The sequence below is a fragment of the Phaeobacter inhibens DSM 16374 genome (assembly GCF_000473105.1).
Taxonomy (GTDB): Bacteria; Pseudomonadota; Alphaproteobacteria; order Rhodobacterales; family Rhodobacteraceae; genus Phaeobacter; species Phaeobacter inhibens.
In genome coordinates, this window is record NZ_AXBB01000005.1 from 22,072 (window position 1) to 43,866 (window position 21,795).

General features: G+C 57.6%; 25 protein-coding genes and 1 pseudogene. 11 read left to right on the plus strand and 15 right to left on the minus strand.

Translation table 11 applies throughout. The features are described from left to right. Genes INHI_RS0101560 through INHI_RS0101570 form a run of 3 tightly spaced genes read right to left on the minus strand, consistent with a single transcriptional unit; the run spans position 1 to position 2,053 of the window. On the minus strand, positions 1 to 798 hold the full coding sequence (locus tag INHI_RS0101560; RefSeq protein ID WP_014881851.1) for an iron chelate uptake ABC transporter family permease subunit: 798 nt from the start codon (positions 796 to 798) through the stop codon (positions 1 to 3). After that, positions 798 to 1,574, minus strand: coding sequence for an ATP-binding cassette domain-containing protein (locus INHI_RS0101565; RefSeq protein WP_027246477.1), 777 nt, complete (start codon positions 1,572 to 1,574; stop codon positions 798 to 800). Before INHI_RS0101565 ends, INHI_RS0101560 begins: the two co-directional genes overlap by 1 nt. Then, entirely contained in the window at positions 1,571 to 2,053 is a 483-nt protein-coding gene (locus INHI_RS0101570) for a Fur family transcriptional regulator (protein WP_014881849.1), read from the minus strand. Before INHI_RS0101570 ends, INHI_RS0101565 begins: the two co-directional genes overlap by 4 nt. 94 nt (positions 2,054 to 2,147) lie before the next feature. Here INHI_RS0101570 and INHI_RS20165 point away from each other — a divergent pair, with 94 nt between their 5' ends. Further along, entirely contained in the window at positions 2,148 to 3,218 is a 1,071-nt protein-coding gene (locus INHI_RS20165; protein ID WP_036766766.1) for a zinc ABC transporter substrate-binding protein, read from the plus strand. Here INHI_RS20165 and INHI_RS0101590 read toward each other — a convergent pair. Continuing rightward, positions 3,212 to 4,513 carry an NAD(P)/FAD-dependent oxidoreductase gene (locus INHI_RS0101590; RefSeq protein WP_027246480.1) on the minus strand — a complete coding sequence of 434 codons (1,302 nt, stop codon included), beginning with the start codon at positions 4,511 to 4,513 and terminating at the stop codon, positions 3,212 to 3,214. The two genes, INHI_RS20165 and INHI_RS0101590, sit on opposite strands and share 7 nt — an antisense overlap. On the opposite strand from INHI_RS0101590, the gene INHI_RS21010 reads away from it, so the two are divergent. Further along, positions 4,512 to 4,721 (plus strand): hypothetical protein, encoded by a 210-nt coding sequence (locus tag INHI_RS21010; protein ID WP_155805540.1) that lies wholly within the window; start codon positions 4,512 to 4,514, stop codon positions 4,719 to 4,721. The two genes, INHI_RS0101590 and INHI_RS21010, sit on opposite strands and share 2 nt — an antisense overlap. On the opposite strand, the gene modC is transcribed toward INHI_RS21010, so the two are convergent. The 6 genes from modC to INHI_RS0101625 form a co-directional block, all read right to left on the minus strand. Beyond that, positions 4,718 to 5,809 carry a molybdenum ABC transporter ATP-binding protein gene (gene modC, locus INHI_RS0101600; protein WP_027246481.1) on the minus strand — a complete coding sequence of 364 codons (1,092 nt, stop codon included), beginning with the start codon at positions 5,807 to 5,809 and terminating at the stop codon, positions 4,718 to 4,720. The two genes, INHI_RS21010 and modC, sit on opposite strands and share 4 nt — an antisense overlap. Beyond that, positions 5,803 to 6,501 (minus strand): molybdate ABC transporter permease subunit, encoded by a 699-nt coding sequence (gene modB / locus INHI_RS0101605; protein ID WP_027246482.1) that lies wholly within the window; start codon positions 6,499 to 6,501, stop codon positions 5,803 to 5,805. The genes modC and modB overlap by 7 nt, the downstream gene beginning before the upstream one ends. Positions 6,502 to 6,510: 9 nt before the next feature. Then, complete coding sequence (gene modA / locus INHI_RS0101610) at positions 6,511 to 7,326, minus strand: molybdate ABC transporter substrate-binding protein (RefSeq protein WP_014881844.1); 816 nt, start codon at positions 7,324 to 7,326, stop codon at positions 6,511 to 6,513. A 187-nt stretch (positions 7,327 to 7,513) separates the two neighbouring features. Next, complete coding sequence (locus INHI_RS0101615) at positions 7,514 to 8,068, minus strand: chemotaxis protein CheD (protein WP_014881843.1); 555 nt, start codon at positions 8,066 to 8,068, stop codon at positions 7,514 to 7,516. A gap of 24 nt (positions 8,069 to 8,092) precedes the next feature. After that, entirely contained in the window at positions 8,093 to 9,034 is a 942-nt protein-coding gene (locus tag INHI_RS0101620; RefSeq protein ID WP_044042014.1) for a CheB methylesterase domain-containing protein, read from the minus strand. A gap of 157 nt (positions 9,035 to 9,191) precedes the next feature. After that, a complete protein-coding gene (locus INHI_RS0101625) occupies positions 9,192 to 11,591 on the minus strand; it encodes a methyl-accepting chemotaxis protein (protein ID WP_027246483.1) in 2,400 nt (799 codons plus the stop codon). A 390-nt stretch (positions 11,592 to 11,981) separates the two neighbouring features. On the opposite strand from INHI_RS0101625, the gene INHI_RS0101630 reads away from it, so the two are divergent. The 9 genes and pseudogenes from INHI_RS0101630 to INHI_RS20800 all read left to right on the plus strand — a co-directional run. Next, positions 11,982 to 12,269 (plus strand): STAS domain-containing protein, encoded by a 288-nt coding sequence (locus INHI_RS0101630; protein WP_027246484.1) that lies wholly within the window; start codon positions 11,982 to 11,984, stop codon positions 12,267 to 12,269. Beyond that, on the plus strand, positions 12,266 to 12,640 hold the full coding sequence (locus tag INHI_RS0101635) for a response regulator (RefSeq protein ID WP_014881839.1): 375 nt from the start codon (positions 12,266 to 12,268) through the stop codon (positions 12,638 to 12,640). Before INHI_RS0101630 ends, INHI_RS0101635 begins: the two co-directional genes overlap by 4 nt. A gap of 1 nt (position 12,641) precedes the next feature. Then, positions 12,642 to 14,777 carry a chemotaxis protein CheA gene (locus tag INHI_RS0101640; RefSeq protein ID WP_014889357.1) on the plus strand — a complete coding sequence of 712 codons (2,136 nt, stop codon included), beginning with the start codon at positions 12,642 to 12,644 and terminating at the stop codon, positions 14,775 to 14,777. Beyond that, positions 14,761 to 15,249, plus strand: coding sequence for a chemotaxis protein CheW (locus tag INHI_RS0101645; protein WP_014881837.1), 489 nt, complete (start codon positions 14,761 to 14,763; stop codon positions 15,247 to 15,249). The genes INHI_RS0101640 and INHI_RS0101645 overlap by 17 nt, the downstream gene beginning before the upstream one ends. After that, positions 15,246 to 16,109 carry a CheR family methyltransferase gene (locus INHI_RS0101650; RefSeq protein ID WP_014881836.1) on the plus strand — a complete coding sequence of 288 codons (864 nt, stop codon included), beginning with the start codon at positions 15,246 to 15,248 and terminating at the stop codon, positions 16,107 to 16,109. The genes INHI_RS0101645 and INHI_RS0101650 overlap by 4 nt, the downstream gene beginning before the upstream one ends. A gap of 37 nt (positions 16,110 to 16,146) precedes the next feature. Beyond that, positions 16,147 to 16,533 carry a response regulator gene (locus INHI_RS0101655; RefSeq protein WP_014881835.1) on the plus strand — a complete coding sequence of 129 codons (387 nt, stop codon included), beginning with the start codon at positions 16,147 to 16,149 and terminating at the stop codon, positions 16,531 to 16,533. Further along, a complete protein-coding gene (locus tag INHI_RS0101660; RefSeq protein ID WP_014881834.1) occupies positions 16,530 to 16,874 on the plus strand; it encodes a DUF8776 family protein in 345 nt (114 codons plus the stop codon). Before INHI_RS0101655 ends, INHI_RS0101660 begins: the two co-directional genes overlap by 4 nt. Before the next feature lie 589 nt (positions 16,875 to 17,463). Continuing rightward, complete coding sequence (locus INHI_RS20795; protein WP_254656810.1) at positions 17,464 to 17,697, plus strand: hypothetical protein; 234 nt, start codon at positions 17,464 to 17,466, stop codon at positions 17,695 to 17,697. A gap of 259 nt (positions 17,698 to 17,956) precedes the next feature. Continuing rightward, positions 17,957 to 18,132, plus strand: a pseudogene (locus INHI_RS20800) (integrase core domain-containing protein); the annotation flags it as partial. Positions 18,133 to 18,204: 72 nt separating this feature from the next. Here INHI_RS20800 and INHI_RS0101680 read toward each other — a convergent pair. The 5 genes from INHI_RS0101680 to INHI_RS0101700 are packed head-to-tail and all read right to left on the minus strand — an operon-like array spanning position 18,205 to position 21,768. Beyond that, complete coding sequence (locus tag INHI_RS0101680) at positions 18,205 to 18,705, minus strand: DUF3299 domain-containing protein (protein ID WP_014881792.1); 501 nt, start codon at positions 18,703 to 18,705, stop codon at positions 18,205 to 18,207. A 27-nt stretch (positions 18,706 to 18,732) separates the two neighbouring features. Further along, on the minus strand, positions 18,733 to 19,983 hold the full coding sequence (locus INHI_RS0101685) for an ABC transporter permease (protein ID WP_014881791.1): 1,251 nt from the start codon (positions 19,981 to 19,983) through the stop codon (positions 18,733 to 18,735). Continuing rightward, positions 19,980 to 20,675 (minus strand): ABC transporter ATP-binding protein, encoded by a 696-nt coding sequence (locus tag INHI_RS0101690; protein WP_027246486.1) that lies wholly within the window; start codon positions 20,673 to 20,675, stop codon positions 19,980 to 19,982. The genes INHI_RS0101685 and INHI_RS0101690 overlap by 4 nt, the downstream gene beginning before the upstream one ends. 6 nt (positions 20,676 to 20,681) lie before the next feature. Further along, positions 20,682 to 21,353, minus strand: a complete 672-nt coding sequence (gene zrgA, locus INHI_RS0101695) for a zinc uptake protein ZrgA (RefSeq protein ID WP_027246487.1) — start codon at positions 21,351 to 21,353, stop codon at positions 20,682 to 20,684. Positions 21,354 to 21,381: 28 nt separating this feature from the next. Further along, the gene (locus tag INHI_RS0101700) at positions 21,382 to 21,768 is read right to left on the minus strand and encodes a Fur family transcriptional regulator (protein ID WP_014881788.1); all 387 of its coding nucleotides are present in this window, start codon (positions 21,766 to 21,768) and stop codon (positions 21,382 to 21,384) included. Positions 21,769 to 21,795: the final 27 nt, after the last annotated feature.

Sequence of the window (21,795 nt, forward strand, 5' to 3'; positions counted from 1 at the left end):
TCAGGTCTTGCTCAGCAGCTGCTTAAGGCTCGACAGGGCGAAAAGACAGGCTGCAAGACAGACAATTGTTGGACCGGTCGGCGTGTCGAACATGAAGGCCAGCTGCAAACCTCCCAGCGCTGAGATCGCGCCGGTGACCGCTGCGATGATGGTCATGCGCTCCGGTGTTGCGGCAAACGGCCGTGCGGTTGCGGCTGGGATGATCAGCAGGGCGGCAATCAGCAACACTCCGACGACCTTGATCGCAACAGCCACTACAACCGCCAGCGCCAAGGTGAGGACCAGCTGTTCACGTCGGGGATCAATCCCCGCCGCATGTGCAAGGTCAGGATTCAGTGTCGCGGTCAGGAGCGCCGACCATCGCCACCAGAGTAGACCTACAACCAAGAGAGCGCCGCCCCAGATCACCATGAGATCGTTGGCGTTTACCGCGAGGATATCGCCAAAGAGATAGGCCATCAGGTCAAGTCGCACGCCTTGAAGAAAGGACACTGCCACGAGGCCGAAGGCGAGAGAGGAATGCGCCAGCACGCCCAGAAGCGTGTCGACTGCGTAGCCTCTGCCGCTGAGTGTTGAGACGACCGTCGCCATGATCAGCGCCATCGCGAGGACACCGACAAAAATTGACGTATCGAAACTGAGGGCCAGTGCGATCCCCAGGATTGACGCATGTGCAGTTGCGTCGCCGAAATAGGCCATCCGCCGCCAGACCACGAAACACCCGAGGGGGGCCGCGGCAATCGCGACGCCGACGCCCGCAAGCGCAGCGCGGATCAGAAAGCTGTCCAAAATCATCATCAGTGGGGTCCGGTCATTTCGGCACTTACGTTTTGCGGGTCATGCGCGTGGTCGTGACCGCAGCGGTGATCGTGCGAATGGTTGTGCTCGTGTCGATAGAGAGCCAGAGCCCCCTGCGTCCCATTTCCGAAAAGGGCACGATATTCTGGGGCTGAGGCCACATGTTCGGGGGCGCCTTCGCAACAAATGTGACCGTTGAGGCAAATCACGCGGTCGGAGGCGGCCATAACAACATGCAACTCATGACTGACCATTAAGATGGCACAGCCGAGGTCGCGGCGCAGTTGTTCGATTTGCTGATAGAAAGCGGCAGACCCGGGCTGATCCAGCCCCTGTGTGGCCTCATCCAGAATCAGCAGCTGAGGATTGCAGAGCAGCGCGCGGGCCAGCAGAACACGCTGGAACTGGCCCCCTGATAATCTGGTCATCTGGCGGTTCATCAACTGTCCGGCTCCGGCTTGCTCCAGCGCATTTTGCGCAGCGGCATCAGATACCGAATGCGGCAGGCTCAGAAACCGGCGGACGTTGAGCGGGAGAGTCGGGTCAATATGCAGCTTTTGCGGAACATAGCCGATGCGCAGCCCCTGCGCCCGGGACACGGTACCAAGCGTTGGCCGCAATGCGCCAATAATCGTCCGCAGAAAGGTTGATTTCCCCGAGCCATTGGGGCCAACGATGGTAACGATTTCTCCGCGGTCAATTGCAAAATTGACATTGTGTAGCACGGGGTTGGCGTTGTGCCTTACGCTGACACCGGTAAGTTTGACCAGGCTCATGGCGTGTCGTCCACCTGACATTTGGGGCAGAGGCCTTCTGCCTCCATCACTGTGCGTTCAATCAGGAACCCCGCTTCGCGCGCGGCGGCCCCAAGGCGACCGTTGGATGTTTGGGACGGTGCCTCCGCAACCGCATTGCAGGTGCGGCAGATCATGAAGACCGGGGCGTGATCATCACCGGGGTGGCTACAGGCCACAAAGGCGTTCAGCCGTTCAATCTTATGAGCGAAGCCGTTTTTCACCAGAAAATCCAGCGCCCGATAGGCAATCGGGGGCTGCGATCCCAGGCCTTCGCCGCGCAGAATGTCCAGCAGATCATAAGCGCCCATGGCGCGATGGGCCTGCAACAGGATTTCCAGAACCCGGCGCCGCACAGGCGTGAATTGTAGGCCGTTCGCACGACAATGTGCATCAGCAACGGCGATCCCATCGCTGATACAGTGACTGTGGTCGTGCGCGTGAAATCCGATGGGGTCCATCTGAGGCTCCGTTGGGCGATCTCTTTCGGGGTTGATATGTTATGTTATGACGTTTATCAACCGCCGTAATGTTATACAATTACATGAGGCCATCATGGGACATATCCGCTTTTTAGCAACTGCCGCAACAGTCTGGACCGTAGCGACGGCTGCCTTCGCCGAGGTGCCAGCAGTTGCTGCCGACATTACCCCGGTCCATGGCCTCGTATCGCGTGTGATGCAGGGGGTTGGCATGCCTGACCTGGTGGTGCCGCCCGGCGCGTCACCGCACAGCCATTCGATGCGCCCTTCGGAAGCGCGGGCTCTGGATCAGGCGGATCTTGTTTTTTGGGTTGGCCCGAGACTGACACCGTGGCTGGAAGGTCCTATTGCGACGCTTGCGTCCGATGCGAAGGTGATTGCGCTGCTTGATGCCGAGGCGACACAGCAACTGATGGTCCGAGAGACCGTTCAGTTCGGGCAGGGGCATGACGACGATCATGGCGGCGGCCACGATGACGGGCATGATGAGGAACACGGTGATGATCATCACGACGGGCATGATGAAGAGCATCATGACGCCCATCACGATGATGAGCACGCAAGCGGTCATGATGCGGATCACGGCACCGAAACGGCGCATGCAGATGAGCATGGGCACAGTCACGAGGCCGGCAGTCTTGATCCCCACGCGTGGCTGATGGCGGAAAATGGCAGCGCCTGGCTGCAGGTCATTGCGGAGGCCTTGGCGGCTATCGATCCAGAGAATGCCCCGCTCTACATGCGCAACGCGGCGGAGGGGCAGGCCGAGATTGCAACAGCGGCTGCCGAAATTGCAACCAAACTGGACGCTGTGGCGGGCAAACCGTTTGTCGTTTTCCACGATGCGTATCAGTATTTTGAAACCGGGTTCGGGATCCAGGCTGCGGGGGCTATTTCGCTGAGTGATGCATCGGATCCCAGCCCGGCCCGGATCGCAGAGATCCGCGCAACCGTTCAGGAGATGAAGGTGCGTTGTGTCCTGTCCGAGCCGCAGTTCAACTCCGGTCTCGTTGCAACGGTTTTGGATGGGACCGATGCGGGCACAGCGATTGTCGATCCGCTCGGCGTCAAGCTGGAGCCGGGGCCACAGTTCTATCCGCAGTTGCTGGCCTCAGTCGGCGACGCGATCGCGGGCTGCTATTGATCGGTGGGGGTCGGCGTCTGGCCGACCCGTCCCGCCAGTAGATGAACCAGCGTGGCGCCGGTCTCATAGTAGGTGCCACGCACGCCGGCAAAGGGCAACCTGTGGTCGTCGCTTACTGGAATGGGCAGTAGCGATCTGTCTCCATGCATCAGGGCCTCGGCCATGCGTCGGCCGAAAACCGTACCGGGGCCGATACCGCGTCCTGAGTATCCAAAACAGGCAAATCCCTGACCCAAATCAATAATTTTTGGGATGTGCTCGGTTGTCATCGCGATCTTGCCGGCCCACTCTGCCTCAAACGGGTGATCTGCGAGGGCAGGGAACATGACTGCCAGCTTTCGCCGGAGCCAGTTTGTATGAACGCTGCGCGCCGGGTGGGACAAGTCACCCATGCCCCCGATGATCAACCGCCCGGCCCGGTCGCGTCGCCAGGACGACATGATCAGGCCTGTGTCCCAGCAGCCTTCTGCCTGCGGCAGGATCCGCCCCGCGAGACCGGCTGGAAGCGGCGCGGTTGCGGCCTGAAAATAGCTGACCGGGATGGTGGCCGGGGCGGTATATCCCGTGATGGGCAGCGGGTAGGCGTTTGTTGCCATGATCAGGTGACGGGCGCGGACTGTGCCTCCGGGTGTGCTGACCCGCCAGCCATCTGTTTCGCGTGTAAGACCGACAACGGGTGAGCTTGCATGCAGCCTAGCGCCTTGCGAAGCCGCGGCGCGGGCCAGTCCGATGGCGTAGGCCAGCGGCTGAATGGTTCCGGCGCGAGGGTCGAACAGGGCGCCATAGACGGCATCGCTGCCAACGCGCGCGATGGCATCGCCGCGAGACAGGAGCGTGACCGGGGCGCCTATGGCCGTCAGCTGTTGGTGCCGCTTTCGCAGATCTTTCAGTCCCGAGCGCGCATGGGCGCAATGCAGCGTGCCAGTCTGTATCGGTTCGCAGTCGATCTGATGGGTCTTGATCAGTTCAAAAACCGCCGCGGGCGCGGCCGCAAGGAGGGTGGACAGCCGGGTGCCGTTGACCTCTCCGAGGACGGAGTTGATCTTCTTGGGGGGCAACCACAGCCCGGCATTAACCAATCCGACATTCCGCCCGGACCCGCCCGCACCAAAGGTCTCCGCCTCCAGCAAGCGAACATCAGCCCCCAACTCTGCCGCGCGCAAAGCCGCCGAACATCCGGTGTACCCACCGCCGACAACAACCAAATCTGCCGAGACATCATCGTGCAAGGCAGCAGCATCGAGGTTCTCTCGACAGGTTGCCTGCCAGAGGCTGCGGTTTCGGTCAGGCGTCATGTCCACCATCCTCTGTGCAGGGAGCATATCGTCTCAAAATCTGGTGTTGCCGCATATGCCCCTCCGTAATTTGCTGGTTCGCATCAAGGCAGGTGGTGCTGCGATCCGTCTGATGATTGATTTTGGCATATCGCAGGGACGCGCGGTTGCCGAGAAAAATCAGCAGTTTGGTGGTGGTTTCCAGCGGGATACGGGATGGGCGGCTTAGCCTGTGCGGGTTCCGCCCACATCTTCTGGCGCGATCGATACGGATTTCACAATCGCATGGCATTCGGTGCCGATGGCCAGATCCAGCGCGACGGCAGATCGCCGGGTGACACGTGCCAGCAAGGCTCCTGCTGAGGTCTGCAAAGAGATCATGATACCTGGCCCGTCGCCGCTACGCAGCGCGGTGACGCGGCCCGGCAGAATGTTCAATGCAGACAGGCCGACGGGTCGCTGGCGTGACAGGATCACCTCATGGGCGGAGATGCGGACACGCACGGCATGGCCCGGCGGATGGGGCACGCGAGGAAGGAACAGGGCAAGACCACCGGCATTCAACTCGCTCAGCCCATCTGCGTGGTGCTGCTGTACTGTAGCTTGCAGAATAGCGCCCGCAGCACGCACGCCAGTCGGCATGATGGTCGGGTCGGCCAGCACCAGATCGGCGGGGCCGCTGCGGATACAGCGCCCGTCTTGCAGGACAACCACAGTGGTTGCCAGCCGGGCGACCTCGGCAACTGAATGCGTGACATAGAGAATGGGGAGCGTGATTTCGTCGCGCAGCCGTTCCAGATAGGGAAGAATTTCGGCCTTCCGGGTCTCGTCCAGGGCGGCCAGCGGTTCGTCCGCCAGGATCATATCCGGTGCCGACAACAGGGCGCGGCCAATTGCGACACGCTGTTTTTCACCACCCGAGAGATTGGCTGGATGGCGGTTCAGCAATGCCCCCAATCCGAGCATCTCGACCACGGTGTCAAATGTCGTCACCTCGCGATTTCGGGTCTTAAATCTCTGGCCATACAAAAGGTTTTTCGAAACACTCATATGGGGAAAAAGCCGTGCATCCTGAAAGATGTAGCCAATGCGACGACGGTGCGGGGGGGTATCTATCCCGGCTTCTGTATCCAGAACAACGCGGCTCCCGTGGCAGATTTTGCCTGTCTGTGGCTGCAACAGACCTGCCACAGCGTTCACGACAGTGGTTTTCCCGGCCCCGGAACGGCCGAACAAAACGGTCACCCCCGCAGGGGCAGAAAAATCGACATCCAAGGCCAGCTGCCCCAGCTGATGCGTCAGCCTGACGTCTAACATGTCGCCCCCCGGACCCGGTCCGCAACACGGCGTGCCAGCCATTCCGACGCCAGCAGCGCGGCCATGGCAAGGGCAACGGAGATAATCACCAGTCGAAATGCCGCTGTTTCACCACCGGGCACCTGCAGAAAGGCGTAGATTGCCGAAGGCAGCGTCCGCGTCTGGCCCGGAATGTTGGAGACAAAGGTGATGGTTGCGCCGAACTCACCCATTGCCTTGGCGAAGCCAAGGACGGCTCCGGCCAGAACACCGGGGAGGATCAGAGGCAGGGTGATGGTCACGAACACCCAGATCCGCGAGGCACCCAGTGTCGCGGCAGCCTGTTCCAGCTTGGGGTCTACCGCCTCCAGCGAAAGACGTATGGCGCGCACCATCAATGGAAAACCCATGATCGCAGCAGCGAGGGCCGCGCCGGTCCAGCGAAAGGCAAAGACGATGCCGACCGCGCTCAGAGCACTACCAATCGGACTGGGGCCGCTGAAGAGGATCAACAGAATGTAGCCGGTGACCACGGGTGGCAGAATCAATGGCAGATGAACCACTCCGTTTAGCAGTGCTTTGCCCCGAAACTGCCCACGCGCCAGCGCCAGCGCCACCAACAGCGCCAGCGGCAGCGACAGAAGGGTTGCCCAGAACGATACCTTCAGGGACAGGGCCACCGCCTGCCATTCTTCGGGGCCAAGCCACTGCATTCTGAGGGGTCACTCCACTAGCACGGTGAAACCTTGCCCGACAAAGATCTCTTTCGCAATCGGACTGCTGAGAAAGTTCAGGAAATCAATGGCCTTCTGCCCGTCATGGGTCGCGGCGGCGGGGTAGGTTATTGGTGTGTGGCTGTCTTGCGGGAACCGATCAACAACGGTAACAGCGGGGGTGCCGATCACATCGGACCCGTAGACCACACCCAGACCAGCGGCGCCGCGGGCGACCAGCGCAAGCGCAGCGCGTACATTGTCGGTTTGTGCAACATGTGGCTGCAATTGATCCCACAGACCCAGATGTTGCAACGCAGACTTGCCATAAATCCCGGCCGGGACGGCCTCCACCAGGGCCATTGCCAGCGGGCGATCCTGTACCTGGGTCAGCAGCGCGGATGTATTTTGCAGAGAGAGGGAGGGCACAGCTGGTGGTGCTACGGTTGGTGTGATCAGGACGAGGGAATTGCCGAGGAGATCAATGCGTGTCTCGGCTGCAATCAGGTTTCGCGACTGCGCCCAATCCATCCAGGCGGCGTTGGCAGAGATGAAAACATCGGCTGGTGCGCCATATTGCAGCTGCCGGGCCAGCAGGGAAGATCCGGCCAGAGACAGATCAACGGTTGTGCCATTCTTGGCTTCATAGGCCTCAGCGATCTGCTCCAGCGCGGTCTTGAGGCTTGCCGCACCAAAAACAGTAAGGCGGTCGCTGAACGCGGATCCTGGCCAAAGCAAGGCCAGAACCATCGCGAGGCGTGCGAGACGTCGGCTGCTCCGCGGTTCTGGACCTATGAGGCGATCCGGCTGGTGTTGGCTCTGCACGTTACGTCCTGTCGTCACAAGTAATCGGGATGATAACGGCTCATGTGAACAGGCTGCAAGGTGCAACTCGGCGGTTCTGCCCTGACGCCTGCATCGCAAAAAGGGCCCGACGGTGTCGGACCCTTGCAAAAATTCTGACGTCATATCTGCGCCCGGGTTTCAGACAGAGTTCCCGTTGCTAGCGCGCCTAGAACAGCGTGACCGCACCAACATCTGCTGCGGGTTTGGCCGCCGGAGTCGGCCGTGCAGCAACACGCTCCTGCTCGCCCAGACGCCTGTCATCTTTGACCTGCGTTTGCTGCGCAGCCCCCGAAACCGCATGGAAACGCACCCGCCTTGCCGAAGTGCCACCAACGCTGGATGACACCACCGCGATGCTTTCGTCCCGCAGGAACCGCTGGACGAAGTCGGCATTTGAGGCGCCGATGTCGGAGAGATTTGCCGACATTTTGGCCCCGCCGAAAACCTTGGCTTTCAGATTTTCGCGGCGCGCCCCTTTTTTCATGATCCCGTTGATCAGCAGTTCCATCGCATGGATACCGTAGCGCGCATTCACACTATCGCTGGCGGTTGAGGAGGCCAGAAGAAAGTGGTTCATACCGCCGACACCAACTTGGTCATCGTAGATGCACGCGGCAATGCAGGAGCCGAGCACGGTGGAGAACACCACGGTCGGGGATGTCGATACGCGATACTCGCCTTGTAGAACGGTCACCGTGGTAGAGTTAGCAAATACGCTCAAGGTGATTTCCTTCCCAGTTATATGTCAGGTCTTGCAAGCCTGAATCAGTGTTCCGGCCATTCGCGCAAGCGAGACCTGTTGCTGTGCGGCGCCCATTTCCCAAGCAACGCGTGGCATCCCGTAGACGACACTGCTTTTCTCGTCCTGCGCAAAGGTCTTTGCCCCGGCCTTGCGAAGCTCCAGCAGCCCTTGCGCCCCATCTTGCCCCATACCGGTTAAGATTGTGGCAACAACGCTTTTTGCGATGGGCACGGCAGACATAAAAAGTGCATCGACCGACGGCATATGACCTGAGATTGGGGGACCTTCCTTAAACCGCGTACGATACGGCTTTCGGGGGGTCATACCCATGTGGCGTGGCTGGCCGGCCGCGACGTAGACATGGCCAGGCGACAGCGTCATATTGTCGTCGGCAGTCAATACCTTAGCTGGGCAAATGCGATCCAGAAGAGAAACCAACCCGCGGCCAAAATTCTTGCCAGTGTGTTGAACGATCAGGGTTGGCGGACAGTTCAGCGGAAATCCGACCAGCACACTACGCAGGGCTTCCACACCGCCGGTGGAGGAGCCGATCAAGATAATCTTGTCACTGCCGGGGCCTGCTGTGCCGCCAGCGGTTTGTTTTTGCAAAGGCGAGGCCTGATCCCGGCGCGGCGCCTTGACCATCATGTCGAAATAGCGCGCAAAATCGCGGGGGTTGTCGGATTTCGTCAGCTCGAAGATGCCAGCCCCGACGTCCAGCAATGGCGAGGAGTTGCGCGCTGGCGTTGACCCCTGGTTGTCCATTACAGACACCCACCTGATATCAAGCGCTGAGAAAAGAGCCAGCATCATTTCGAACTCGGGCAGTTTGGTGAACCCATCCTCGACGAAGGCAAAAGTGGGCTGACCCGCCTCCGCCTGATTGTAGGCCATCATCAGATTGTTGGCCAAAAGCACCTGAAGGCCAGGGTAGGTGGCCTCCATATGTTGTTGTAGGGTCTGCGCAAAACGCCGGTCCGTGGTGATGATCAATAGGCTCTGTGACAATGCTCATTCCGCTTGTTGCGTTCGGACAAAGGCCGAAGTGTTTCAGATGTACGGGCCCCCAACCCTGGCTTGGGGTTGGGGGCGTTTGGCGGGATCAGAAATCCTGCCAGATGTCCTTGGCGGCATTGCCGCTGGTGCTGGCTGCTGCGGGGGCTGGCTGTGGTGTGACAGCCTCAAGGTCCCAATCATCGCCATGGGCACTGGGGGCGGCCGGTGTGGCCTCCTGCGTGGCAACCGCCCTCCGGGTTGGCGCTGTGGACACTGCGGGTTTACGGGCCGGGGCCTGCCCGCCGCCTGCTGCGACACGGAAATGGGCGACCAGCTCCGCCAGCTTGCTGGCATCAGCGTTCAACATGTGACCGGCGGCGGTGGCCTCTTCAACCATGGCGGCATTCTGCTGGGTGACCTGATCCAGCTGGGTCACGCCGGTGTTGATCTCATGCAGGCCAGTGGACTGTTCGCTGGCCCCGGTCGCAATGCCGGACACCAGTTGCGAGATATGACTGACCCGTTCGACAATGCCCTGAAGCGCATCACCAGTTTTTCCAACCAGATCCACGCCACGCTCCACCTGTTTGGTGCTGTCGCCGATCAGTGTCTTGATCTCCATCGCGGCATCCGAGGAGCGCTGCGCCAGCGCCCGCACCTCACTGGCGACCACGGCAAAGCCCTTGCCCGCCTCGCCAGCGCGTGCGGCTTCCACCCCGGCGTTGAGCGCCAGAAGGTTGGTCTGAAAGGCAATGTCATCAATCACACTGATGATCTGAGAGATATGGGTCGAGGATTGTTCGATCTCGGTCATGGCAGAGACCGCGCTCTGGACCACTTCGCCGCTGGTTTCGGCCTCCTGTTTGGCCTCCTGCATGATGCTTTCGACGCTGCGCGCCCCTTCGGCGGCGGATTTCACGCTTGCCGTCATCTCATCCAGAGCGGCGGCGGTCTCCTCCAGCGTGGCGGCCTGGCTTTCGGTGCGGTTCGACAGATCGTCAGACGCCTGGCTGATTTCATTTGCCCCACTGCGGATGCTCTCGGCTGTGTCAATCACCTGAGTGACCGTGGAGCTGAGTGTTTCAGAGGTGCGGTTGAAATTCTCGCGCAGTTTTTCATGATGCGAAGGGAACGGATCGGAAATGGGCTGGGAGAAATCTCCGGAGGCAAGACGCACCAGGCCTGAGCTCAGCTGTTCGACGACAACCTCTTGTTGTTGTTGCAGTTCTGAACGATCAAGTTCAGCGGAGCGTGCCTGTTTAAGATCATCTTGCAGGCTGATCAGTTGCTTGCCGATATCACCAATTTCATCATTGCGGCCCGCTTCAGGAATATCTGAGTCCAGATTTCCGGATGCGACCTCCTCGATGCGGTTGCAAATACGGTTGATTGGCTGGGTAATTGAGCGTGCAAAGAGCCAGCCAACAAGCGACATAACCGCTGCACACACCAAAGAAATCAGCAGCAGAATATTGCGTTCTCGTACAACCGGCGCAAACAGCTCCGCGCGGTCCTGTTCTGCAACAATTGCCCAATTGACCTGCGGCATGTCGACAGGTTCGGAATAGGCGACAACCGGAGTGCCGTGTGAAGCCACCGTATCGGCGTAAAAGCCGCTTTCACCAGCGAGAGCTGCCGAAATCTGTTCTGTTTCCGGCAGCTGTTCCAACACCTGGTGCACGTCATCATGACGCGAGTTGGTGCGCACCTTCAAATCCTGACCAACGATGAACACGTCCAGTGTCTCATTCATGTCGGTCACCGGATTGACGATTTTGGTCAGCATGTCCACAGGCACTTGCAGGGCGATGACCCCCTGCAAATCGCCAGCAGCGTCAAAAACCGGGCTTGCGACAAATGCAGCGGCGGCGCCGTTGCTCGGAGCGTAAGATTCGAGGTCGGCAAAGACGACGTCACCCGCGGACATGTCGATGGCTGACCTGAACGCCTTGCCAAGCCCTGATTCGGCATAGGCACCATTGACCAGGTTCGAGGCGTAGTCAGCCTCCTTGGTGACCGAATAGACCACATCACCCGCGGCGTTGATCAGGAAAACGTCGTAATATCCCTTGTTCTGAAGAACGGCCGTCAGTGAAGGGTGAAAGCGGGCGTGGTGCATATGATAGGGAGAATCCCCAATGCCCCGGTTCAACAGGTGTTTTTCACCGACCGCGTTGGGGTTTGCGTCGATATAGGCGTTTCGCAGTGTTTTCTGCGGATCACCCTCGATCCCTTCCCAGGTCATGGTGAACCATTCAAGCGCGGTCGCCGTTGACGGGATCGCCGCCAGGGTTGATGCGTCAGCACGAATTCCCTCAACAAGCGCTTTCAGCGCCATACTGCGGTCCTCGGTCATGGCATGAAATTGTTCCTCAGCATGTGCAATTGCATTTCGCTGAAATGCGAGCGAGCTGATCGTCACAAAGATCGCGGTTACCAGCACGCTGAACCCTACGATGAAGAGGGGCAGCTTATACGCAAGACGCAGGTTGGGAATAATTTTCATCGGATACTCCATTCACAGGCACAAGAAGCGGGTGATAGCCCTCTCCTTTTCCCTTTGATGCCCGCTAGGAGTTAATTTCGACCTTACGTGAGGTTGGTTTTTCACGGCAATTTCTCGGTAAAACGCCATAACGGAACACCAGTGTGAGTCCGTATAAATATATCACCGCGCGTGAGTGCTGTTGTTTTGGCAAAGCGGGGCGGTCCAGAAAAGTGACCGTCAGCCCGCAGGTAAAATTTAGCGAAATTCCGGCTGGTTTTTACTGCTAATTCCATGCCGATTCAGGGCTCCCGGCGGCGGGTCCGGCAATCAAATATTAAGGCCCGCCGTCTACTCCTACCGTATCGACTTGAAACCTGTCGCCGAATACGGGGGTGCGAATCGCTGACCATGACGACGGAAACGCAAAAACACATCTTGGACCTGCCCAATGCCTTCTCGGATCTGGATCCGCTGATTGCATTCTTGCGCGGGGCGCGCACTCAGGCAGTGGAGATTGATTGCAGCAATGTGGCGGTCATACCGTCACGCTGCCTGCAGCTTCTGCTGAGTGCAGAACAACAATGGCGGTCAGAGGGGCTGGGTTTCTCAGTCGCCAAGATCACTGAAGGGTGCCGGAAATCGCTCACTCTTTTGGGGCTCGAGCCCAACCGATTTGAAGACGAGGAAACAGCATGAAGACGAAAGTTCTGGCAATCGACGATTCCCGCACCATCCGGAATCTCCTGGCCGCCGCTCTTGAAGAGGCCGGTTTTGAATACCATTGCGCCGTTGACGGCCGCGAGGGTGTGGACATGTATGCGGATGTGGCTCCGGATGTGGTGATCACCGACATCAATATGCCGAATCTGGACGGCTTTGGTGTTATCGAAGAGCTGCGCGGTGATGGCATCAACTCGAAAGTGCCGATTTTGGTGCTGACCACCGAGAGTGCGCCCGAGTTGAAGGCCCGCGCCCGTGGTGCTGGCGCTACAGGATGGATCACCAAACCGTTTGACGACGCCTCTCTGATTTTCGCGCTGAAGCGCGTTACTGGAGCCGCGGCCTAAGATGGCGGGGTCGATACAGGACACATTCTTTGAGGAGTGCGAAGAACTCCTCGAAGCAATGGATGAGGGTTTGACCGCTATCGAAGGAGGCGATCACGACCCTGAGGTGGTCAATGCTGTCTTCCGGGCGGTTCACTCGATCAAAGGGGGCGCAGGTGCTTTCGGCTTGGACGAGCTGGTCGCGTTTGCCCATAAATTTGAAACCGTCTTTGACGAGGTGCGTGCCAACCGGCTGCAACTTGACACCAAGCTTATTCAGCTGTTGCTGCGTTGTAGCGATCACCTGTCTGATCTTGTGGCGACCTCCCGCGATGGTGGCAGCGTTGATGAGGCACATAACGATGTGCTGGTCTCTGCTCTTGAGGAGTATATCGACGAGGAAGAAGAAGAGGTCGTATTCCAGCCGATGGGTTTGGGCGGTGCCTTTGAAATGGCGCCGATCGAAGTGGAACAGGAGCGGGTCTATACCATTCGTTTCCACCCATTGAAGGACATGTACGGCACCGGTAACGAACCTTACTTCCTGTTCCAGACACTGGCCGATCTTGGCACGCTTGAGGTGACACTGGACGAGAGTGAGCTACCCGGTTTTGATGCACTGGATACTGACGAAAGCTATCTGATCTGGGCGCTGACGCTCACCACGACAGAGCCGAAGTCGGCAATTGAGTCGGTTTTCGAGTTCGTGGAAGGACTGTGTGAGTTGTCCATCGACTCCGATATGGATGAAGAGGACGATGCCAATGCGCTGGCTGCGCTGGAGGCTGCATTTGGTGCCGCTCCAGAGGAAGGTGGTGATCAGGTGACTGCCCCTTTTGAACCGCCGGTCTCAGCTCCAGAGCCGGAGGCCGTGGAAGCCCCGGTGGCCGCCAAAGCGGCGGCGCCAAAAGCTGAGGCCGCGAAATCCGAGCAGCGTGGGCCAAACCCGACGCTGCGGGTCGATCTGGAACGGGTCGACCGGTTGATCAACGCCGTTGGCGAATTGATCATCAACCATTCGATGCTGGCACAGCAGATTGCCAACCTCGATGTCGCAGACCTGCGGGATGTGGAAACTGAACTGGAGGGCTTTAAAAATCTGGCCCGTGATATCCAGGAAGGTGTCATGTCCATCCGCGCACAACCCGTTAAACCGCTGTTTCAGCGGATGGCGCGGATCGTGCGGGAAGCCTCCTCAGCGACAGGCAAAACTGCCAAGCTGATCACCGAGGGTGAGGGTACCGAAGTTGATAAGACCGTCATTGAACGACTGTCTGATCCGTTGACCCACATCCTGCGCAACGCAGTCGATCATGGTATCGAAAAGCCCGAGGACCGCGAAGCGGCGGGCAAGACCAAGAGCGGTGAAATCCGGCTATCGGCGTCTCATCGCTCCGGCAGTGTCTGTATCGAGATCAAGGATGATGGTGCCGGTGTTAATCGGCCGCGTGTGAAACAGATTGCCATCGACAAGGGCCTCATTCCCGAGAATGCGGACCTTAGCGATAGCGAGATCGACAACTTGTTGTTCCTGCCGGGTTTTTCCACGGCAAAGGAGATCTCAAATCTGTCCGGGCGCGGTGTCGGAATGGATGTGGTGAAGAACGCAGTCACAGCCTTGGGGGGGCGGATCAATATTGCCTCCACGCCGGGTAAGGGCTCAGTCTTCACCATTATCCTACCACTGACGCTTGCTGTGATGGACGGGATGGTTGTGTCCGTAGCGGATCAGACCATGGTTGTCCCGATCACTTCGATTGTCGAGACGATGCGCGGCAGCGATGATATGGTCAACAACCTGGGCGCCGATGGCACGCTACTGTCGATCAGGGGGAATTTTGTTCCTGTCTGCGACGTCGGCGGCGCGCTTGGACTGTCCAAGGCTGATCAGGATCAGCCACCTGGGGTCTATCTTCTGGTCGAGACAGAAACCGGTCAGCGCAGTGCTTTGGCTGTGGATGACATCCATGACCAACGTCAGGTCGTCATCAAGAGCCTTGATGGCGTATGTGGAAACATTCCTGGCGTCGCGGCCGCAACCATTCTTGGTGACGGCAAGATTGCCATGATCCTTGACCCCGAAAGTATTCTTGCGGCTTCGCCTTCTGCAGCCGCTTTCGACACAGAGCGGAGAATAAGCAATGCAATCGCAAGCTGAAGCCAAATATGACGACTCGGAAATCAAACACGCCCAGCACAGCGAATTTGTCAGTTTCACCGTTGCTGGCCAGGCGTTCTGTTTGAAAATCACCCAGATCCGTGAAATCCGGCGCTGGTCTCCGGTAACGATCCTGCCTCATGCACCTGCGGATGTGCTGGGGGTCATGAACCTGCGCGGCGCGGTGATCCCGATCTATGACCTGTCAGCACGTTTCGGACTGCAGCAGACAGAGGCGAGCGAGCGAAACGTCGTGATCGTCGTCTCTGTGCATGGCAAGCCCGTTGGCCTGCTGGCCGAGTCTGTCTCCGAGATCATTTCGATCAATCCTGATGACATTCAGGACACTCCACCGGTCGATAGCCGCAACACGATGGATTACATCCAAGGGATTATCTCGCACGATGAAACGATGGTGCGGATCATCAATCTGGATGCTGTCATCACTGTACCGGAACAGGTGATCTCGTGACTATTGCTAATCCCATCGATACTCGTGCGGATGGTTTTACCCTGTCGGATCAGGATTTTGAAGCCATCGCCGATTTTGCGCACAAGCACTTTGGGCTGGCTATGTCGAGCAGCAAGAAGCCGCTGGTTTCTTCACGCTTGGCGCGGCGGTTGCGCAAGCTGAATTACACCGATTTCAAATCCTATCTGAAGGAATTGAACGGTCCCAATGCGGATGCGGAACGCAGCGAACTGCTGTCTCTGCTGACCACAAACGTGACGCAGTTCTTTCGAGAACCGCATCATTTCGACACGTTGCGCGATGATGTCCTGCCGCCGTTACTGGAGAAAGCGCGTCGCGGAGATCGGGTGCGCATCTGGTCTGCAGGATGTTCTAACGGGCAGGAGCCTTATACCATCGCGATGGTGTTGAAAGAGCTCTGTCCGGATGTTGAGAAGCTGGACGTGAAAATCCTTGGCACGGATATCGATCCGGTGGTTGTCCGCAAGGCATCCTCCGCCCGGTATTCCGCTGATGAACTGTCGCAAATCCCGCAGAAATATAGCGGGTATTACAAGATCGAAGGCCAGGATGGGGCAATCCGCGACGACCTGCGCGCATTGCTGACATTTGGGGTACTCAATCTGATTGAACCTTTCCCGTTCAAGGGCAAGTTCGATGCGATTTTTTGCCGGAACGTCGCAATCTATTTCGACACTCCGACGCAACAGAAAGTTTGGCATGCGTTCCAACGCAGTCTGAACCCCGGCGGCTATCTGTTTATCGGCCATTCGGAACGCATGTCGGGGCCTGCGGCATCGGCGCTGCAGACCGTCGGCATCACCACTTACCTGAACTCTCCTGCCGGTGGGAACACCTGAGCAGTCCGGCACAATAAGAGAAAATGAGGAACTAAAAATGAGCTTGAAAGACTCTCTGCGCGTGATGGTCGTTGATGATATGTCCACCAGTCGAGGCATCCTGACACAATGTCTGGATGAGCTTGGCGTCAGCAACTATATGGTTGAAAATAACGGGCAATCGGCATTTCAGAAGCTCGTCGCCAATCCGGTGCACCTGGTGCTGTCTGACTATAACATGCCAGGCATGGATGGGCTGGGCCTTCTGAAGGCCCTGCGTGAACATCGTGTGACGCAACGCGTGGGCTTCATCCTGGTAACAGGCAAGCCAACTCCCGAAATCGTTGAGGTTGGCCGCCGTCTTGCAATGAACAACATCATTCGCAAACCTTTCACCGTTGCCACGATGAAGCAAGCTATTGAACAAGTGGTTGGCCGCCTATGAACATGCAATCGACACCACCGCCGAAAGGCCACACGATCAGTGACCTTTGCGATGTGTCGCGCGCTGAGATGAAGCGGCTGCAGGAACAAGTGCAGGTGCTTGAGGATACTGTGTTGACGATCTTCGAACGCGGGACACCTCCCACACGAGAAGAACGACAGTCTCTGCAGGACTTTGATCTGGTTGTGCAGACCCTGGCTGCAATGGTGAAGTTCTATGACGAACTCAGAAAACTTGCGGCGGATACCGGCGGTATCAACTTGGAAGACAGCAGCGCGGTGGTAACATTACATAAGCTGCGTGACCGGCTACGCGACCCTGCAAGCGCAGCTCAGGAGTAAGAAAACCTGCACCGCCATCCCGGCGGTGCAGCCCTGTTCCGGATATTGGTTTTCTGCGCAGTTTGCCTGGCGCTAAGATGTGAATGCCAACCAAGTTTTCAATCGGCTGAAGTAACCGCAATTTGCGACCGAGGCCGAAGTAGAACCCGTCACCTGCTTCCTACCGGTCGAAGTTCTGGACGCTGAACGTGCTTCGGTCTCGCTGGATGCCGAGGCGCAGACTGAGGTGAAGCTTGTCAACGGCCATCGCCTGAAGGTGCACGGCGGGATTGAGCCCGATGCAGTCGCCGCATTGACCCTGAACCTTTCGGAGTGATCCCGATTCCGCCAAACACAAAGGTCTGGCTGGCGGTTGAGGTCGCGGACATGTGTAAGGGGTTTGGCGAGGAAAGTTCTGGCTGAAAATCCGTTCTGCGGGTACCTGCATGTTTTTCTCGAACGGCGCGGAGATCCGCTGAAGGGATAGCCATGGGGCTTGCTTGTTCTCTAAGCGGCTGGAACGGGGCCGGTTCATCTGACTCTCTGCGAAAGACGGCAAGATCAGCCTAGCGCCGGATCAGCTGTCGATGTTGCCTGAAGGGGCCGATTGGTGGCTATCGCAAAGAACCTAGAAACCGTTGATATTCAGGAATTGTCTCGCGTTTCCAGCGCGGTAGGAAACTCCTTCCGCAATAGCTGGGGTGTTTTCCAGCCCATGCTGGATGGGCACCGAACGTTGCTTTCCGATCCCTGCGAGCTGGGCGTTACGGCGCAGACGCTGAAAAATGCCGCCAGCTTGCGGGGCATAGCCAGCACCGGTTCGGATCAAAGTCAGAACAACTAGATAAGCTTCAACTCCGTCTGGACCTATGTCCGTATGAACGCCACTGGATTGGAAAAGCTGCTGCCGTTACCGACGTGCTCTTCTGAAATGTCTTCTCTTTGAGGTTAGCCTGTTCTCCGGCTGAGGAGGCAGACGATGGAAAAAAGCCATTTCAGCGAAAAGCAGATCATAGGTTTTCTGGACGTGTCACGCTCTAGTGACGCTCCGGGTTCTCATTTATGCGGCCTGAGCCTCGAAGGCCGAGGGGCTTTTCCAGCCCAAGGCTGAGTGCCTGGACGAACATCTGTTCGCGCGCTTGCGCGATGGCCAAAACCTGACCCGCGCCCCGTGCGACGACTACAATCACCAGCGCCCGCATTCGAGCTTCGACGGGTTCACCCCGCGGGAATATAACCACGGTCAGGAGAGGGCCAAACCCTGAACAGAGATCACTTAAAAACGCGAACTCTGAGGGAAAACGTCATCGTCAGTTTTGGCCATCTATTAACTGGGTCGAGAAAACGCAGTCTACCAGACATAAACCTCCATCTCATTGGCGGAGATGGAATAGCCGGTTTGACCAAGTTTGGTCGACTGCAATTGCGTTCGCATGGTCCCTGTTACCCAAACTGGATCCCAGAGCATATCGCCCGGCCACGGCGTCTGGGTGCTCACCATAACCAGTTGGTTTGCAGGCGGTGGCGGGGTGTGGATACAGGCACCGACGTAGGGAACCAACATGAAATCGGTCACTCCGTCGGAGCTGATTTCAAAGGGAATAATGAAGCCAGGCATCTTGATGAACGCACCGTTTAGCGCTTCGTTCAGTTTTGTGGCATTGGCGTCATAAACTGGAGACCATGTGTCATTTTCCAGGTCCAAATCGCCCTCACCAGTAATTTCCGAGTAGGGAACCCCCGGGGGGATCAAATCCTCCCACATGATTTCGCGGGGCGTCGCACCAAAAGCCATATGCGGCGCGGCGACGGATCCAGCCAACCCCATCATGACTGTTCTGCGGTTCAACATATGCATTCACCTCATTCAGTCAGAGCATCACGTTTTTACGACCATACCATCAGCGACAGACATTCTGTAGGCTCGCATGGCGGGTATGAGGCTCACAATCACGCCAGCGCAGATCACAGCCAAAAGGACCCAGAACTCACGCAGCGTTGGTGTATCAATCGGTATCCATAAGCCGAAAGTGCTGTCCAGGATAGGTTGGGCCACGAACAAGCCGATATATAACAACACCAGCCCAAGCAGCGCGCCAACGGTGGCCATCATCATTGCTTCCAGCACCAGCAAGCTGAGAATGGTCCGGGGCCGGGCGCCCATTGCACGGAAGATTGCCATTTCGCGGCGCCGTTCGTTGAGGCTGGAGAAAATTGTCGCCATCATTCCAATCAAAGCGGTGACCACCACCATCGCGGACACTGTGAGTAAAGCGGTTTCCGCGATGCCGACAATGCTCCACAGTTCCTGCAGCGCAACGCCTGGCAAAATCGCCAGCAGGGGCTCTTCGCGATATTCATTGATGGCGCGTTGCAACGCGAAGGTTTGCAATGGGCTTTCAACGCCGATGAGAGCTGCGGTTATCGCCTTGGGCGTCAGCTCCATCTCGCGGATGACGTCTACTGGCGTTGATTGGCCGGGAATTTGCGCGCCACTTTGCCAATCCACATGAATTGCCTCGATTGCCTTCATACTCACGATGACTGTGCGATCGACTGGCGTGCCGGTTTTCTCCAGTATGCCGGACACGCGGAAAGGTTGGTCCTTGTGCTTGGCAAAGGACGCAAGCCCGTGCGCTACAATAATAGGGTCCCCAACATGATAGCCCAACGTGCCAGCAACATCGGCACCAATCACGGTATCAAAGAGATCCTCCATCGGGGCGCCATCCGCCATCTTCAGGGGCCGGCCCTGGCGGTATTTATAGTGATCGAAGAATGCTGTGGTTGTTCCCATGACGCGAAACTGATGATGGCTGTCGCCCAGTGAAATCGGCACTATCCAGTCAACATCGGGTCGTTTTGCGATGTCTTGGTAGCTCTCCCAAGTGACGTTGTTGGTCGCATTGCCAATGCGAAAAACAGAGTAGAGCAGCAACTGTACAGACCCAGACCGGGCGCCGACAATTAGATCTGTGCCGGAAATCGTATCGGCAAAGCTCGCTTTGGCGCCGGTCCGTATTTTCTCAACACCAAGAAACAGAGCGACGGACAATGCTATGGCAAGGACCGTCATGCCGACGGTCAACGCCCTTGCGAAGAGGGAAGCAATTGCGAGGCGCAGTATCATGTCATCGCCCTTTTCACTTGAGCGATATCTTCTATATGGATCACGCGGTCAAAACATGCGCTGAGCCGTGAGTCATGGCTGACCATCAGCAGCGAGGAGCCGTGCGATGCTGTCTGAGTAAAAAGTAAGTCTAAGAAAGCGTTCTGAACGCCGCTATCAAGTGCTGAGGTAGGCTCATCGGCGATGATCAACGGGGGGGTGCCAATCAACGCTCGGGCCACTGCAACACGTTGCTGTTGACCCACGCTTAGGGTCCGGGCCTTGGCGCTGATAACACCCTCTGGCAAATTGAGTGCCGAACATAATCGCGATGCTTCCGCGATTGCGTCACTCACACGCTGCCGCCGTGACGGCGCAAAACGGAGCGGGAGCAGAATATTGTCGATCACCGATCCAAATGGCAACAGGTTAAACTGTTGAAAGATAACCCCAATATGATCTGCTCTGAACGTATCACGCGCGCCATTGTTTAAGGCGGAGATAGTTTTACCTGCGATGGAGATCTCTCCGCGGTCCGGCAGGACTGTACCGCAGATCAACGACAAAAGAGTGGATTTTCCTGAGCCGCTTTCGCCGAGTAACAGCACGGTCTCGCCTGCTGCCACAGTAAGATGCGGGACCGTCAGCGAGAACCCGTCACGGCCCGGCCAGCGATAGGCCAGGTCGTTGATTTCGAGGGTTGCATTAAGCACTTGCAGTCAGGGCTCCAGATTTAAGACCGGCGCGTTGCGGTCAACCTGATAGGCGCGCGCACCAGTTGATTTGATCACTTGTACATCAACACGCTGCGCCTGCGGGAAGGCGCTGAAATAGGCAAATTTCATTTCACTCAATGCCTCAGGGTTTTCACAGTCTAGCAGGTAGTTTGCATAAAACTCGGAGTGGGCAGGATGCTCAGCGTGACCGTCATGATGGTCACCATTATGCTCTTCGTGTCCATGTTCCTCATGTTCGGCGCCATCATGTTTTTCATGATCCTCATGCCCATGATCATGCGTGTGCTGTTCATCGGTGTGCGCCTCATGCGCGTGTTCGTCAGCGTGCTCTTCATGTTCCTCCTCGCCTGCAAGCGCTGCATGTGCATCCACTATGCTGCAGAGCGCTGAGTCCGGGACAACGAACAACTGCAACGGTGTATTGAGTGTGGCAATCGCTGCATTAACTGCGGAAATATCTGTCTCACTTTTTGCGGCGTATTCAAACCCGACAATGTCTGCCCCCGGGGCTTTGAACTCCATTGCGACCGTTGTGGTTTCGATCGCAATGTTTAGCGTCCCAACGCCATGTTCATGGGCATCAAGTTCGCGCGTGCCCTCTGCCAATGCAGGCAGAGCGGCGATGATAGCAAACAATGAGAGCGTTCGTTTCATGACCAATATCCAATATGTTAACAGTCGATCAGGCAGCACATGCACCGCACAACCCGTGGATTTCGACGATATGCCGCACGGCGTGAAAGGCGTTCTGGCCGGTCAGGGCCGTGAGTTTCGGTAGCAGCTCGCTACCGTCATGTTCGTCAACGGTGCCGCAGTCGTCACAGATCGCCAAGACGGGCACGCTCTCGGCGTGGCTGCAACGGCAGGGCACGAAGGCATTGATTGATTCAAGACGGTGAGCGCGTCCCTGATCGGTCAGCGCGGAAAGCGTGCGATAGACCGTCGGTGGCGCGATGTTCGGTTCAGTCGTCTGAAGTTGCTCAAGAATTTGATACGCGGTCATCGGTTTGTCACATGCTTTCAGCACGGTCAGTACATCCAGTTGCCGAGCAGCAGCGCGTTTTCTCATATCAGGGCTCCTTCTCTGCAAGGTTTA